Below are 13180 nucleotides of genomic sequence, written 5' to 3' on the forward strand. Positions count from 1 at the left end.
CACTTGATTGCCATGCACGGCCAACGAGGCTCCGTGTTTTTCGCTAGCCTCTGCAGAGGCTTGGAGATGAATCGTGCAGCCCGCTCGGCTACCTGCAATTTCTCAGCCCGCCGCCGCGTGCCGCAACACGTCCGGCTGCGCCATCGCCGGATCCGTCCCCTCGAAGCGCATCTTCGGCAGGAACTGCGGGTACTCGCGCTGCATGAAGTCGATGACGCCTTCGCGCACGTTGCAGCGCAGGTCGAAGGCCAGGCCGGAGGTCGCCGCGGTGCAGAGCACGCGGACCTGCATGGTGCGTTCGGTGGCGTCGGTCACGCGCAGGTTGAAGAAGCGGCCGTCCCACTCGGGCGCGGCCTTCACGATGCGCTCGACCTCGGCGCGCAGCGGTGCCAGGGGCATGCCGTAGTCCAGGTAGAAGAAGACGGAGCCGAGCAGTTCGGCCGAGTGGCGGGTCCAGTTCTGGAAGGGCTTCTCGATGAAGTAGGTGAGCGGCAGGATGAGGCGGCGGTCGTCCCAGATGCGCACGACCACGAAGGTGCCGGTGATTTCTTCGACCCGGCCCCATTCGCCTTCGACCACGAGCACGTCGTCGATGCGGATCGGCTGCGACAGCGCGATCTGCAGGCCCGCGATGAGGTTGCTGAAGACGGGCTTGGCCGCAAGGCCGGCCACGATGCCGATCACGCCGGCCGAGGCCAGCAGGCTGGCGCCGACCTGGCGCGCGCCCGGGAAGGTCATGAGCATCATGGCGCCGCCGGCCACCACGACGATCGACATGGCGGTGCGCGCGAGCACGCGGGTCTGCGTGAGCACGCGGCGCGCCTGCAGGTTGTCGGAGATGTCGGACGGGTGCTGCGCGAGCACGCCGTCGGCAAAGCCGCTGATGGCCTTGAGCACGAACCAGGTGCTGGCCGCGATGAGCAGCAGCCCCGTGAAATGCCGCACGCTGCCCAGATAGCGCAGGTCTTCGGGCGCCGCCTGCCACACCATCATGAGTGCCGTCAGCGGCAGCACCAGCCGCGCGGGGGCGGTGCAGTTGACCACCATCGCATGCACGGCGGGGGCGGGGCGGGTGATCCGCCGCAGGACCATGCCACCGATGCGGTGGGCGAGAAGGGCGAGGGGAACGGCGATCAGGGCGGCAATCCAGGTGCCGAACCAGGGGTGTGCAAGGAACTCTTGGGTCATCAGGCGGTGGTGGTCTTTGCTTCTGGGGTGTTGTCGTTCAGTGGTTGAAGAATGCGCGCTGCGTCGTCGCGCAGCTGCGTGGCGAGCGCCGTGGCCAGGTCGAGCCGGCGCACCAGCCAGGGGCTGATGTCGTTGTCGAACGGGTCAGGCAAGGGAATGGGGCCGCCGACAGTGGTGGCACCCGTGCTCTCGGGGTGAGAGGGCCCTGCGATCGGAATGGTTCCCAGGGCGGCCTCGATGCGTTGCGCGGTGCGCACGAGCGGGCCTTCGATGTCGCCCGGCGTGAGGCGGTCGCGGCGCAGCACGAGCATCGACTTGACGGCGCTGAGCTGCGCGAGCAGCTGGTAGCTGTGGGCCTGCAGATGCTCGAGCGGTTCGAGCGGCGGCTGCACGGCGCGCGGTTCGGAGAGCGAACGCTGCGTGGCCTGCACCAGCGCCGAAAGGCTGTCGTAGGCCTCGCGGCGCGCAAGCCGCCATTCGAGCTCGGGGCTGCTCTGGATGGCCTGCAGTTGGCCCAGGCCGAGCGCGAGCCGCGCGTGGCGTGCCTGCGCGGTGAGCACGCGCGCCACGAGCGCCGGGATCTGCGTGCGCTCCCACGAAGGCAGCACGTAGCAGAAGCCCCAGGCCAGTGCGGCGCCGATGAGCGTGTCGGCGATGCGTTCGAACAGCGCAAAGATGGGCGCCGTGCCGGTGTTCAGCATGTGGGCCTGCAGCAGGCCCAGCACGGTGGCGGCCACGGCGGTGACGAGGTAGCGCCGCACCGCGAAGCTGTGGGCAATGGCCTGCGCGATGGTCACGCTCACCAGCAGCATCAGCGCCGAGGGGTGCGCCGACAGCAGGCCCACCGCGAGCACGCAGCCCAGCAGCGTGCCGGCGACGCGACTGTTGCGCCGTTCCAGGGTCTGCGAGAGGCTGCCGCGCAGCACCACCACGATGGTCAGCAAAATCCAGTAGTCGTGCGAACCCCAGGGCATCGACACGGCGATGCCGTAGCCGGCCGCGATGGCCAGCGCCGCACGAATGGCGTGGCGCAGCGGCGGCGCGTCCCAGCGCCACAGCGCGAGAAAAGGGCGCAGCGACCAGTCGGTCGGGCTCACGAAGAGCTGCCAGTTGGCGCGCACCACGGCCAGGTTGGGCTCGACGTCGCCGCGCGCCATGGCCGCGAGGCGCAGCACCTCGTCGTTGATGTGGCCAATGCGGCTGGCCAGGCCGCGCGCGAGCATGGCGGCCGACGGGCCCATCTGGCCGTGCGTGTCTTCGTCGTCGGCCGTCACGTGGATGGCGGCCAGGCGCGGCCGGCGGTCGGCCACGGCGGCGGGGTGGCGGCGCATGAGCAGCGCATCGGCCAGGCCGGTGGTTTCGTCGGCCAGCTCTTCGAGGATGCGGCGCATCTCGACCAGCGCCTGGGCGTGCGACGGATGGGCGCGCAGGGCATCGAGGTCGAGTTCGCTGGCGAGCAGCTGGTCGCGCATCTCGAGCACGATGACGAGCATGCCGGCCATCCGCTGGCGGCGCGGCGTGCGCGGCGACTCGAGCACGATGTCGCGCGTGGCCTGGAGCTGGTCGGCCAGCGCGGCCTGCTCACGCAGCAACTGGCCCAGCAAAGAGGCGGGGGTGTCACGGATGTCGCGGGTTTCGTCCTGCGGCGTGAACTGGCTGGCCTCGGTGCGCATGAGCGCGGCCAGCGAAAACAGCACGTCGGCGATCGACTGCGTGCGATAGCGCCCGTTGAGCAGCAGGTTGGCCAGCGTGGCCCACACCACGTACAGGCCGGCGCCCAGGCCGAACTCGGTGGTGCGTGCGATGGCGTCGGACAGCCCGGCGGGGGCCGGCGTGGCCATGGAGAAGATCATCGAGAACATCACCGCGATGGCGATGGGAATGCCGCGCTTGCCCCAGGCCATGGCCACGAAGGCCATGAAGGTGGCGGGCACCAGCAGCAGCCCGAGGCGGATCGGTGCGCCGTGCAGCATCTGCACCGCGAAGAACAGCGGCAGGCCGATGAGCGGCGCCGGCAGCATCTGCAAAAACTTGCCGCGGCGCGGGCCGGGCAGGTCGGGCGGTGCCGTGACGATCACGCCAGTGGCGGCGGCCGAGGCGGCCAGGGTGCCCAGCCACAGGTGCACCCCGCCCGAGATCACGAGCAGGCCGAGCGCGACGGTGAGCCCGCTCGCGACGTAGTGGCTCAGCGCAATGCGCAACGCCGCGCGAACCCGCGCGGCGGCGCCCGGCCCCGTCATCACTTGGCGGAGGCGTCGCCCTCGGCGGGCGCCTCGCGCTTGATGCGGGTGAGCTTGCGCGGGGCGGCCGGCGCGGCGGGTGCAGCCGCGGGGGCTTCCACGCTGCCGTCGAGCGAGGCGGCGGTCTGGTCGGTCACGGTGCTGCGGGCGTACAGGTCGGTCGAGGCGTCGTCGGGCGTCGAGCGGGTCGAGGCCGACACGGCGCGCACGCGGTCGCTGGCGCGCAGCTTGTCGTCCACGTTGGCGAACTTGGAGTACTTGGCGAGCAGCGGCACCAGCTGGCCGTACACGCGCGGGGCGCCGGCCAGGCATTCACGCTGGTCGAGGAAGTCGGGCTCGCCCGTGAAGTTGCCGATGAGACCACCGGCCTCGGTCACCAGCAGCGAGCCGGCGGCCACGTCCCAGGGGTTCAGGCCGGTTTCGAAGAAGCCGTCGGTGAAGCCGGCGGCCACGTAGGCCAGGTCGAGCGCAGCGGCGCCGGGGCGGCGCAGGCCGGCCATGCGGGGCATCATGTCCGCCATGATGGCCAGGTACTGCTTGAAGTTGTCACCGGTGCGGAACGGGAAGCCGGTGGAAATGAGGCACTCGCTGAGCTTCACGCGCTTGGACACGCGGATGCGGCGCTCGTTCATGTAGGCGCCGCGGCCCTTGGTGGCTGTGAACAGGTCGTTGCGCGACGGGTCGAAAACGACCGCCTGCTCGATCTTGCCGCGCACCGACAGCGCGATCGACACGCAGTAGACCGGGAAGCCGTGGATGAAATTGGTGGTGCCGTCGAGCGGATCGATGATCCAGACGAATTCGGAGTCTTTGGCACCGTATTCGGTGCCCGATTCTTCGGCCAGGATGCCGTGCCCCGGGTACGCGCCCAGTAAGGTCTCGATGATGACCTTCTCGCTGGCGTGATCGACTTCGGTGACGAAGTCGTTGACCTGCTTCTGGGAGATGCGCACGGCCTCGACGTCGAGGGCAGCGCGATTGATGATGGCGCCGGCGGCGCGTGCGGCCTTGACGGCCACATTGAGCATAGGATGCAGGTTGGGGGACGACATTCTGGATTGTGAGAAGAACGGGTGGGAGAGGTCCCCAAGAGTGCAATCTGGGCGACCCTGCGGCCCGGCGATGCGGGCGGCGAGAATCGGGCATTTTACCGGCTCAGGCCGTTTGTGTCTTCCCCACCCGTCATGCGCACCCGTTTCATCCTCATCCAGACCAGCCACGCCGGCAATGTGGGCGCCGCCGCCCGCGCCATGAAGACCATGGGTTTCGACGACCTGGTGCTGGTGACGCCCCGCTGGGCCAACGTGCTGCGGCGCGAGGAAACCATCCAGCGCGCCAGCGGCGCCCTGGACGTGCTGAACAACGCGCGCATCGTCGAGACGCTCGATGAAGCGCTCGACGGCGTGACCCACCTGTGCGCCACCGCCATGATCCCGCGCGACTTCGGCCCGCCCACGCGCACGCCGCGCGAGCACCTGGAGCCGCTGGGCAAGCAGGGCGACCAGCACGTGGCGTTCCTGTTCGGTTCCGAGCGCTTCGGCATGCGCAACGAGGACGTCTACCGCTGCAACGTGGCGCTGACCATTCCCACCGACCCGAAGTTCGGCTCGCTCAACCTGGGCGCGGCCATCCAGGTGGTGGCCTACGAATGGCGCCTGGCGCTGGGCGGCTACGGCGTGCGCGAGGCCATCGCGCCGGTGCAGGCGGCCGACGCGCAGGCCGTGGCCGGCATGCTCGACCACTGGGAGCGCTCGCTGGTCGACATCGGCTTTCTCGACCCGGCGGCGCCCAAGAAGCTCATGCCGCGGCTGCAGCAACTGTTCAATCGCGCGCAGCCCACGCCTGAGGAAATCCACATCCTGCGCGGCATTGCCAAGGCCATGAGCGACGCGACCCGGCCGCCGCGCGGCAGCTGAGCCGCCGCAAAACCCCATCGCGCGTACGCGAAGACGCCCGGCTTTAGACTGCCCGGCCCCTATCGATATAACGACAACAAAGGCAGCGATGTTCTCTCGCCTGCGCGCCGACATCCGGTGCATCCTCGAACGCGACCCCGCCGCCCGCAGCGCCTGGGAAGTGATCACGGTCTATCCCGGCTTCCACGCCGTGGTGCTGCACCGTTGGGCGCACGCCTGTTGGACCCACGGTTTCAAGTGGCCGGCCCGCTTCATCGCGCATTGCGCACGCTGGCTCACGGGCATCGAGATCCACCCGGCCGCCAAGCTCGGTGAGCGCGTGTTCTTCGACCATGCCATGGGCGTGGTGGTCGGCGAAACCGCCGAGATCGGCGACGGCTGCACCATCTACCAGGGCGTGACCTTGGGCGGCACCTCGCTCTACAAGGGCACCAAGCGCCATCCGACGCTGGGCAAGAACGTGGTCGTGAGCGCGGGCGCCAAGGTGCTGGGCGGCTTCGTCGTCGGCGACGGCGCCAAGATCGGCAGCAACGCCGTGGTCATCAAGCCGGTGCCGGCCGGGGCGACCGCGGTGGGCATTCCCGCGCGCATCATCCCGTCGAAAGAGGGCGAGAGCGCCGACGTGTCCGCGCCGCAGAAGTTCACGGCCTACGGCATCACGCAGGACGACGACCCGCTGAGCCAGGCCATGCGCGGGCTGATCGACAACGCGTCGAGCCAGGAGCACCAGATCGCGCTCTTGTGGCAGGCCATCGAGAAGCTGTCGGCGCAGCCGGGCACGAAGGACTGCGTGCCTGGCGATGCGGCGCGCGGCGAGAGCTTCGAGGCCGACAAGCTCACGCAGCTCATCGGCAAGTAGAAGAGGGAGAGGGGGGGGCGGGGTCGCGCCGGCGGTGGCCGGCTTCGAGGGGACAATCGAGGAAACCCTCCTCGACACAAGACCCACGACCATGCCCCGCCTCGACGACCCCCTCCATGACGCCGAAGTCGGCTCCCGCGACAGCACGCTCGACACCACCCGCATCGACGACGTGCGCATCGGCGCCGTGCGTCCCCTCATGACCCCCGCGCTGCTGCAGGAGCGCGTGCCCGTGCGCGACAACACGCTCGCGCTGGTCGAAGGCAGCCGCGCGGCCATTGCCGACGTGCTGCACGGCCGCGACGACCGGCTGGTGGTGGTGGTCGGCCCGTGCTCCATCCACGACCACGACCAGGCCATCGAATATGCACAGCGCCTGAAGAAGGTGGCCGATTCGCTGCAGGACGACCTGGTCATCGTGATGCGCGCCTACTTCGAGAAGCCGCGCACCACCGTCGGCTGGAAGGGCTACATCAACGACCCGCACCTGGACGGCAGCTTTGCCATCAACGAAGGCCTGGAGCGCGCGCGGCGCCTGCTGCTGGAGCTGACCACGCTGGGCCTGCCGACCGGCACCGAGTTTCTCGACCTGCTGAGCCCGCAGTTCATTGCCGACCTGATCGCCTGGGGCGCCATCGGCGCGCGCACCACCGAGAGCCAGAGCCACCGGCAGCTGGCGTCGGGCCTGAGCTGCCCGGTCGGTTTCAAGAACGGCACCGACGGCAGCGTGAAGGTGGCGGCCGACGCCATTCTTGCGGCCCGCGCGCCGCATGCCTTCATGGGCATGACCAAGATGGGCATGGCCGCGATCTTCGAGACACGCGGCAATGACGACTGCCACGTGATCCTGCGCGGCGGCAAGGCGCCCAACTATTCGGCGGCCGATGTCGCGTCGAGCTGCGAGGCGCTGCTGGCGAACGGCCTGCGCCCGCAAGTGATGGTCGACGTGTCGCACGGCAACAGCAGCAAGCAGCACCAGCGGCAGATCGTGGTCGCCGAAGACGTGGCCGCCCAGATCGCGGCCGGCGAGCGGCGCATCACGGGGATCATGATCGAGAGCCATCTCGAAGAAGGCCGGCAGGACCTGAAGCCCGGCGTCGCGCTGAAGCACGGCGTGTCGATCACCGACGCCTGCATCGGCTTTGCGCAGACGGTGCCGGTGCTCGAAGGGCTGGCGTCGGCGGTGAAGGCGCGGCGGCGGCTGGCAACGGCCTGAGACCGGCGAGGCGCAGGGGCACTCGCGGCCGCTTCGGGCTGGGCTGCGGCCTGGCGCGCCCGTGAAGGCTGCGCGCTTCGCATAGCCGGATCAAGGAGACGAGGGCGCCCCGGCAGCCGCCGAGCCCCGCCGGGGTTGAAATTCACTTCGGCAACGGGCGTTCGGCCACGTCATGCACCCATTCCGTGCACGCATGCGACCCTTGAACTGTTGGCAAAATGTAAACAAAGCAAACAGTTTTCCAATTGTTACGAGAACTACATCACGAAACTTGAGCCCGGCCTCCATGGATCTGAGGGCCAACGGACCGGTTGTGGGGCATCCTTGCGCCACTTTGTAATCAAATAGTTTAAAAAATGATTACACAAACCCGGTTCACAGGTCTTATTCATTACATTTGGAGCGCCCTCATGTTCAAGCACGCAGTCGCCGCGGCGGTTACCGCCACCCTCGCTTTCGCATCCGGTTCAGCCTTGGCTGAGACGGCCGGTGCCAGCTTTCAGGTCAAGATGACCATCGTCAAGAGTTGTTCGGTGACGGCCGGCAGCGGCTCCGACATCAGCCTGGGCACGTCCGTGCTGCCCACGGCCATCGACCAGACGGGCAACAACACCATCTCGGTCACCTGCTCCAAGACCACGCCGTACACCGTCGGTTTGCTGCCTTCGTCGGGCAACGGCGGAACGGCCAACGGCACGGGCGCCATGTCGTCCGTCGCCAATTCGGCCACCAACACCGACAAGGTGCCCTACGCGCTGTACGCCAACTCGGGCAACAGCACCGTGTGGGGCAACACCACCGGCACCGGCGCCAATGTCGTCGGCGGCTCGGGCACCGGTGCGGCGATCACCCACACGGTCTACGCCAAGAACACCAACGCCAACTTCACGCCGGACAGCTACGCCGACACCGTGACCGTGACGGTCACGTACTGAGCCCGCGCTGAATCGTGAGACGTGCACTTGCCATCGGGGGACTGTGGAGCGCATGCCTGCTCGGCGGCGGTGCGGTCCAGGCGGCCGGCCTGCAGGTCTCGCCTGTCACCCTGACGCTCGCGCCGACACGGCAGGGCGACGGGCTCTGGCTGAGCAACACGGGGACGGCGCCGCTCGATGCGCAGATCCGCGTCTTCCGATGGACGCAGGTCGATGGACAGGACCGCACGGAGCCGGCGGACGGACTGGTCGTCAGTCCGCCCCTGCTGCAACTGCCCGTCAACGGACGTCAACTGGTGCGCGTGATCCGCAACGGCCCGCCGCCCGCGGGTGCGGCGGAAGAGGCCTACCGCGTGCTGGTGGACGAACTGCCCGTGCCCCAGGCGGCGGGCGCGGCGGCCGATGGCAAGAAGAGCAACCTGAACTTCGTGATGCGGCACTCGCTGCCCATCTTCGTCGCGCCGGCAGGCGCAGAGCCGGTCCCCGCGCAGTTGCGCTGGAGCCTGCGCCGCGAGGACGGCAAGGCCGTGCTGGAAGTCAGCAACAGCGGCGGCGTGCATGCCCAGCTGGCTGACCTTGTATTCACCGGCGCGGACGGCCGTGCCGTCAGCGCCTACAACGGTTTGCTGGGCTATGTGCTGCCCGGCGCCACCATGCGCTGGCCGCTGAAGACACTGCCTGCCGCGGTGTCGGGCGCGGGTCGCTGGCAGGTCATGATCGATGGCAGAAACACAGCCGCCGATCTCGCGCCGCTGGCCAACTGAGCAGGCCGTGCACGTCGCGAGGGCCTGGCTGGCCCCGTTCGCGCTGGCGCCTTTTGCGCTGGCCCTGACCGCCCTGGCCGCGCTGCCCGCGCTGGCAGCGCCCGCCGCCCAGGCCGTGCCGGGCGCCATGACGCTGTACCTGGAGGTCAGTCTCAATGGCATGGCGCGCGGGCTGCACCCGTTTCGTCTGGAAGCCGGCGCCTTGTGGGCTTCGCGCGCGGTGCTGCGCGAACTGAGCTTCTCCTTGCCCGACAACGGTGCCGAATGGCTGCCGCTGCGCGATCTGCCCGGACTGGCCGCGGACTACGATGCCGCGCGCCAGCAACTGACGCTCACCGCGCCGCTGGCGATGCTGCAGCTGCCCACGGCCACGGTGGGGCAGGCGGCCGTCACCGCGCAGCCGCTGAGCACCTCCACCGGCCTGCTGCTGAACTACGACCTCTATGGCACGCGGGGCGCGGGCGACAGCGCCAGCCTGAGCGCCTTCGGCGAGCTGCGCGCGTTCCGCGGCGCCAGCGTGCTCAGCACCACCTGGCTGATGCAGCGCACGCACGACACTCAGGGCTGGAAGGACCAGTCGGTGCGCATGGACAGCACCTGGAGCATGGCCTTCCCCGACAGGATGCTCACCCTGCGCGTGGGCGACACGCTCACCGGCGCCGTGCCCTGGTCGCGCGCCACGCGCATCGGCGGCATCCAGCTGTCGCGCGACTTCGGCCTGCAGCCTTACCGGCAGACCGCACCGCTGCCCAGCTTCATCGGCTCGGCCACGATGCCTTCGGACGTGGAGCTGTTCATCGACGGCATCCGCCAGTACAGCGGCCAGGTGCCGGCGGGGCCCTTCCAGCTCAACGCGCTGCCGCGCATCAACAGCACCGGCACGGCGCAGGTGGTGGTGACCGACGCGCTGGGTCGCGCCGCCACGCTGAGCTTTTCGCTCTTCGACAGCAACCGCCTGCTGGCGCCCGGCCTCACCGATTGGACGGTCGACCTGGGCGTGGTGCGCCGCAACTACGGCCTGCGCTCCTTCGACTACGGCAAGCAGCCGGTGCTGACCGGCACCTGGCGCAGGGGCCTCAGCGACAGCTTCACGATGGAGGCCCATGGCGAAGTGACACGCGGCCTGGCGCTGGCCGGCGCCGGCGGCGTGTGGCAACTGGGCGCCGCGGGCACGCTGTCGGGGGCGCTGGCGGGCAGCCGGCACGACGCCGACACCCCGGGTGGCAGCCGCAGCGGCACGCAGACCAGCCTGGGCTACCTCTGGCGCCAGGAGCGCCTGTCGGTCGGCCTGAACGGCACGCGCACGCAGGGCGACTACCGCGACGTGGCAACGGCCTACGGCTCGGCCCCGGCCAAGGGCAGCGCCAGCGCGAGCGTGGGCTACGACATGGGCGGCCTGGGCAACGTCAGCGTGAGCTACCTCTACCTGCGCCCGTTGGGGCAGAGCGCGTCGCGCTACGCCAGCGTCAACTGGTTCCGCTCGATCGGGCGCGCGTCCTCGGTCTCGGTGGGCATGAACCAGAACCTGGACAAGCGCAGCGACCGCGGCATCTTCGTCGGCCTGAGTTGGTCGTGGGACGCGCAGACCAGCGTGAGCGCCGGCGTGCAGCGCAGCGGCGACCAAGGCACGGTCGGCACCGTCAGCGCGCAGCAGTCCCCCCTCGGCGACGGTGGCTGGGGCTGGCGTGCCACCGCGCGCACGGGCGGCGGTACGACCGGCGGGCAGGCCGAAGTCAATTACCTGGGCCCCTATGGCCGCGTGCAGGCCGGCGTGAGCGAGATGGGCGCAGGCCGCGCGAGCCGCTACGCCTATGCGGGCGCCAGCGGTGCGCTGGTGCTGATGGGCGGCGGGGTGCTGGCCGCGCGGCGCATCGACGACGCCTTTGCGGTGGTGGACACCGACGGCGTGGCCGGCGTGCCCGTGAAGCTCGAGAATCGACCGGTGGGGCAGACGAATGCGAGCGGGTTGCTGCTGGTCGTGCCGGTGAACGCCTACCAGAACAACAAGCTGGCGATCGACCCGATGGACCTGCCCGCCGACGTGCGCATCGCGCGCGCCGAGGCCCTCATCACGCCGGCCGGCCGGTCGGGGGCGCGGGCGCATTTCAGCATCACGCCCGTGCGGGCCGCCCACGTGGCCCTGATGGACGCACAAGGCCAGCCCTTGCCGCTGGGCAGCCGCGTGCAGGTGAACGCGCAGGGCGGCAGCGGGGCGGTGGTGGGCTATGACGGCTGGGTGTACCTGGACACGCTGGACGCGCGCAACACGCTGGCCGTTCGCACGCCCGACGGCGCGGTGTGCCAGGCAGGGTTCGACTGGCGGCGCCCCGAGGGCAGTGGTTTGCAGAAAGAGCGGTTGACATGCGTACGTTGAGATTTGTGCTGGCGCTGGTGTCCGCGTGGCTGCTGTCCATGGGCGCGGCGCATGCCGACCCGAGCTGCTGGGTCGCCACCCAGCCGAGCTTCGCCTTCGGCACCGTCACGGCGTCGGCCGCGGCGGACACCACCGCCACGGTCGGCTTCGCCTGCCAGAACGACACCGGCCAGACGATGTACATGAACTACTGCGTGTACGTCTCCCAGGGCAACGAGATCGCCGGCTACGCGCCGCGCTACATGACCAACTGGAACGGCGCGCAGATGGCCTACAACATCTATGCCGACGCGACCCGCAGCGGCATCGTCGGCCCACCGCCGGGCGGCGGCACCTATGCCAGCGCGGGGGGCTCGTTCGTGCTGCCGGCCGGCGGCGGCAACGTCGCGTTGAACATCCCGCTCTATGGCCGCGTGCCGTCGGGGCAATCGCTGCCGGCGGGCGGCTACCAGGCCAACATCTACAACTCCGAGGTCGTCTGGGGCATGAAGAGCGGCAATGCGCCCGACAGCTGCACCGCGAGTTCGGCCAAGTACCTGGGCAGGACGACCTTCTACACGCAGGTCACGGCCGCCTATTCCAATGCCTGCACGGTCAGCGTGGCGGCCACCGACCTGGACTTCGGCAGCGCCAACTCGCTGGCGTCCGCGGTCAACGGCGCGGCGGCCATCACGATGCTCTGCCCGCCCAGCACGGCCTGGAAGGTGGGGCTGAGCAATGGCGCGAACGCGACGGGGACACAGCGGCGCATGGCGGACGCTGCAGGTGCTGGGGGCGACTACGTCCAGTACGAGCTGTACCGCGATGCCGCGCGCTCGCTGCGCTGGGGCAACACCGTCGGCACCGACACGGTGGACGGCAGCGGCAACCCCGGCAGCAGCATCCCCGTCTATGGGCGGGTCCCGGCCCAGCCCAATGTGACGCCGGGCAGCTACAGCGACACGGTCACGGTCACGGTGACCTACTGAATCGACCGCTGCCGGCGGCCATCGCCCGGGGCCAGGCTGAGCATCGATTTCAGGCGCGCTTGGCGGAGGCGCCGTGCAGCGTGCCGTGCACATGGCCCGCGTGCTGGCCGAAGGGCTCGGGCGTGAGCGCGGCGGTGTCCAGCTCCTGCAGGATGCCGCAGGCGCTCGCCGATTCGGGGCCGCCGCACTGCAGGCGCAGCGCCTTCAGCTGCTTTTCGAGCGTCTTCAGCTCGGCGATGCGCGAGGCCACGTGGCCGATGTGGTCGTCCAGCAGCTGGTTCACCTCGCCGCAGTCGTCCTGCGGTGCATCGCGGAATTTCAGCAGGCTGCGGATCTCGTCGAGCGTCATGTCCAGCGAGCGGCAGCGGCGGATGAAGCCCAGCCGCTGGGTGTGCTCGTCGTCGTAGATGCGGTAGTTGCCGTCGGTGCGCCCGGGCACGGGCAGCAGCTGTTCGCGCTCGTAGTACCGGATGGTTTCGACCGGCGTGTTCGTGGCCTTGGCCAGTTCACCGATTTTCATGATGCGGCATCTCAAGGAAGTGGCAATCAACGGTTGACTCTACACCTGCTTCAGGGTTTCCAATGAATGCATGACGAATCAGACCACCCTGAAACCGCCGGTGCCGCGTGCTGCGCCGCATGACCACGGTCATGACCACGGGCACAGCCATGGGCACGACCATGCACACGATCACGCGCATGCCCACGCTCCCGCAGCGC

General features: G+C 69.5%; 12 protein-coding genes. 7 read left to right on the forward strand and 5 right to left on the reverse strand.

Annotated elements, in window-relative coordinates; all coding sequences use genetic code 11:
• Positions 1 to 102: 102 nt before the first annotated feature.
• The 3 genes from GFK26_RS16985 to GFK26_RS16995 are packed head-to-tail and all read right to left on the reverse strand — an operon-like array spanning position 103 to position 4480.
• A complete protein-coding gene (locus tag GFK26_RS16985; protein WP_153282987.1) occupies positions 103 to 1188 on the reverse strand; it encodes a mechanosensitive ion channel family protein in 1086 nt (361 codons plus the stop codon).
• Entirely contained in the window at positions 1188 to 3428 is a 2241-nt protein-coding gene (locus GFK26_RS16990; protein ID WP_153282988.1) for an FUSC family protein, read from the reverse strand. Before GFK26_RS16990 ends, GFK26_RS16985 begins: the two co-directional genes overlap by 1 nt.
• Positions 3428 to 4480: an inositol monophosphatase family protein gene (locus tag GFK26_RS16995; RefSeq protein WP_153282989.1), complete on the reverse strand. Its 1053-nt coding sequence runs from the start codon at positions 4478 to 4480 to the stop codon at positions 3428 to 3430. Before GFK26_RS16995 ends, GFK26_RS16990 begins: the two co-directional genes overlap by 1 nt.
• Before the next feature lie 132 nt (positions 4481 to 4612).
• On the opposite strand from GFK26_RS16995, the gene GFK26_RS17000 reads away from it, so the two are divergent.
• From GFK26_RS17000 to GFK26_RS17030, 7 genes are all read left to right on the forward strand, one after another.
• Positions 4613 to 5344 (forward strand): RNA methyltransferase, encoded by a 732-nt coding sequence (locus tag GFK26_RS17000; RefSeq protein WP_101489639.1) that lies wholly within the window; start codon positions 4613 to 4615, stop codon positions 5342 to 5344.
• An 88-nt stretch (positions 5345 to 5432) separates the two neighbouring features.
• A complete protein-coding gene (gene cysE / locus GFK26_RS17005; RefSeq protein ID WP_153282990.1) occupies positions 5433 to 6203 on the forward strand; it encodes a serine O-acetyltransferase in 771 nt (256 codons plus the stop codon).
• A 91-nt stretch (positions 6204 to 6294) separates the two neighbouring features.
• Positions 6295 to 7419, forward strand: coding sequence for a 3-deoxy-7-phosphoheptulonate synthase (locus GFK26_RS17010; RefSeq protein ID WP_153282991.1), 1125 nt, complete (start codon positions 6295 to 6297; stop codon positions 7417 to 7419).
• 473 nt (positions 7420 to 7892) lie between these two features.
• The gene (locus GFK26_RS17015; RefSeq protein ID WP_228121667.1) at positions 7893 to 8354 is read left to right on the forward strand and encodes a spore coat U domain-containing protein; all 462 of its coding nucleotides are present in this window, start codon (positions 7893 to 7895) and stop codon (positions 8352 to 8354) included.
• A gap of 14 nt (positions 8355 to 8368) precedes the next feature.
• Positions 8369 to 9118, forward strand: a complete 750-nt coding sequence (locus tag GFK26_RS17020) for a molecular chaperone (RefSeq protein WP_228121668.1) — start codon at positions 8369 to 8371, stop codon at positions 9116 to 9118.
• Positions 9075 to 11492 carry a fimbria/pilus outer membrane usher protein gene (locus GFK26_RS17025; protein WP_153282993.1) on the forward strand — a complete coding sequence of 806 codons (2418 nt, stop codon included), beginning with the start codon at positions 9075 to 9077 and terminating at the stop codon, positions 11490 to 11492. The genes GFK26_RS17020 and GFK26_RS17025 overlap by 44 nt, the downstream gene beginning before the upstream one ends.
• Entirely contained in the window at positions 11480 to 12460 is a 981-nt protein-coding gene (locus GFK26_RS17030) for a spore coat U domain-containing protein (protein ID WP_153282994.1), read from the forward strand. The genes GFK26_RS17025 and GFK26_RS17030 overlap by 13 nt, the downstream gene beginning before the upstream one ends.
• Before the next feature lie 49 nt (positions 12461 to 12509).
• Here the strand turns inward: GFK26_RS17030 and cadR are convergent, their stop codons facing one another.
• A complete protein-coding gene (gene cadR / locus GFK26_RS17035) occupies positions 12510 to 12980 on the reverse strand; it encodes a Cd(II)/Pb(II)-responsive transcriptional regulator (protein WP_153282995.1) in 471 nt (156 codons plus the stop codon).
• The gene (locus tag GFK26_RS34290; RefSeq protein WP_228121669.1) at positions 12967 to 13161 is read right to left on the reverse strand and encodes a hypothetical protein; all 195 of its coding nucleotides are present in this window, start codon (positions 13159 to 13161) and stop codon (positions 12967 to 12969) included. The genes cadR and GFK26_RS34290 overlap by 14 nt, the downstream gene beginning before the upstream one ends.
• Positions 13162 to 13180: the final 19 nt, after the last annotated feature.

It is taken from the genome of Variovorax paradoxus (assembly GCF_009498455.1).
GTDB classification, from domain to species: Bacteria; Pseudomonadota; Gammaproteobacteria; order Burkholderiales; family Burkholderiaceae_C; genus Variovorax; species Variovorax paradoxus_H.

Excerpts from the sequence above, each read along its gene's own strand:
- GFK26_RS34290 (WP_228121669.1), bottom strand. The coding sequence starts at position 13,161 with ATGCGCGTGATCGTGTGCATGGTCGTGCCCATGGCTGTGCCCGTGGTC.
- GFK26_RS17025 (WP_153282993.1), top strand. The coding sequence starts at position 9,075 with ATGGCAGAAACACAGCCGCCGATCTCGCGCCGCTGGCCAACTGAGCAG.
- GFK26_RS16990 (WP_153282988.1), bottom strand. The coding sequence starts at position 3,428 with ATGACGGGGCCGGGCGCCGCCGCGCGGGTTCGCGCGGCGTTGCGCATT.
- cysE (WP_153282990.1), top strand. The coding sequence starts at position 5,433 with ATGTTCTCTCGCCTGCGCGCCGACATCCGGTGCATCCTCGAACGCGAC.
- cadR (WP_153282995.1), bottom strand. The coding sequence starts at position 12,980 with ATGAAAATCGGTGAACTGGCCAAGGCCACGAACACGCCGGTCGAAACC.
- GFK26_RS17000 (WP_101489639.1), top strand. The coding sequence starts at position 4,613 with ATGCGCACCCGTTTCATCCTCATCCAGACCAGCCACGCCGGCAATGTG.
- GFK26_RS16995 (WP_153282989.1), bottom strand. The coding sequence starts at position 4,480 with ATGTCGTCCCCCAACCTGCATCCTATGCTCAATGTGGCCGTCAAGGCC.
- GFK26_RS16985 (WP_153282987.1), bottom strand. The coding sequence starts at position 1,188 with ATGACCCAAGAGTTCCTTGCACACCCCTGGTTCGGCACCTGGATTGCC.
- GFK26_RS17030 (WP_153282994.1), top strand. The coding sequence starts at position 11,480 with ATGCGTACGTTGAGATTTGTGCTGGCGCTGGTGTCCGCGTGGCTGCTG.
- GFK26_RS17010 (WP_153282991.1), top strand. The coding sequence starts at position 6,295 with ATGCCCCGCCTCGACGACCCCCTCCATGACGCCGAAGTCGGCTCCCGC.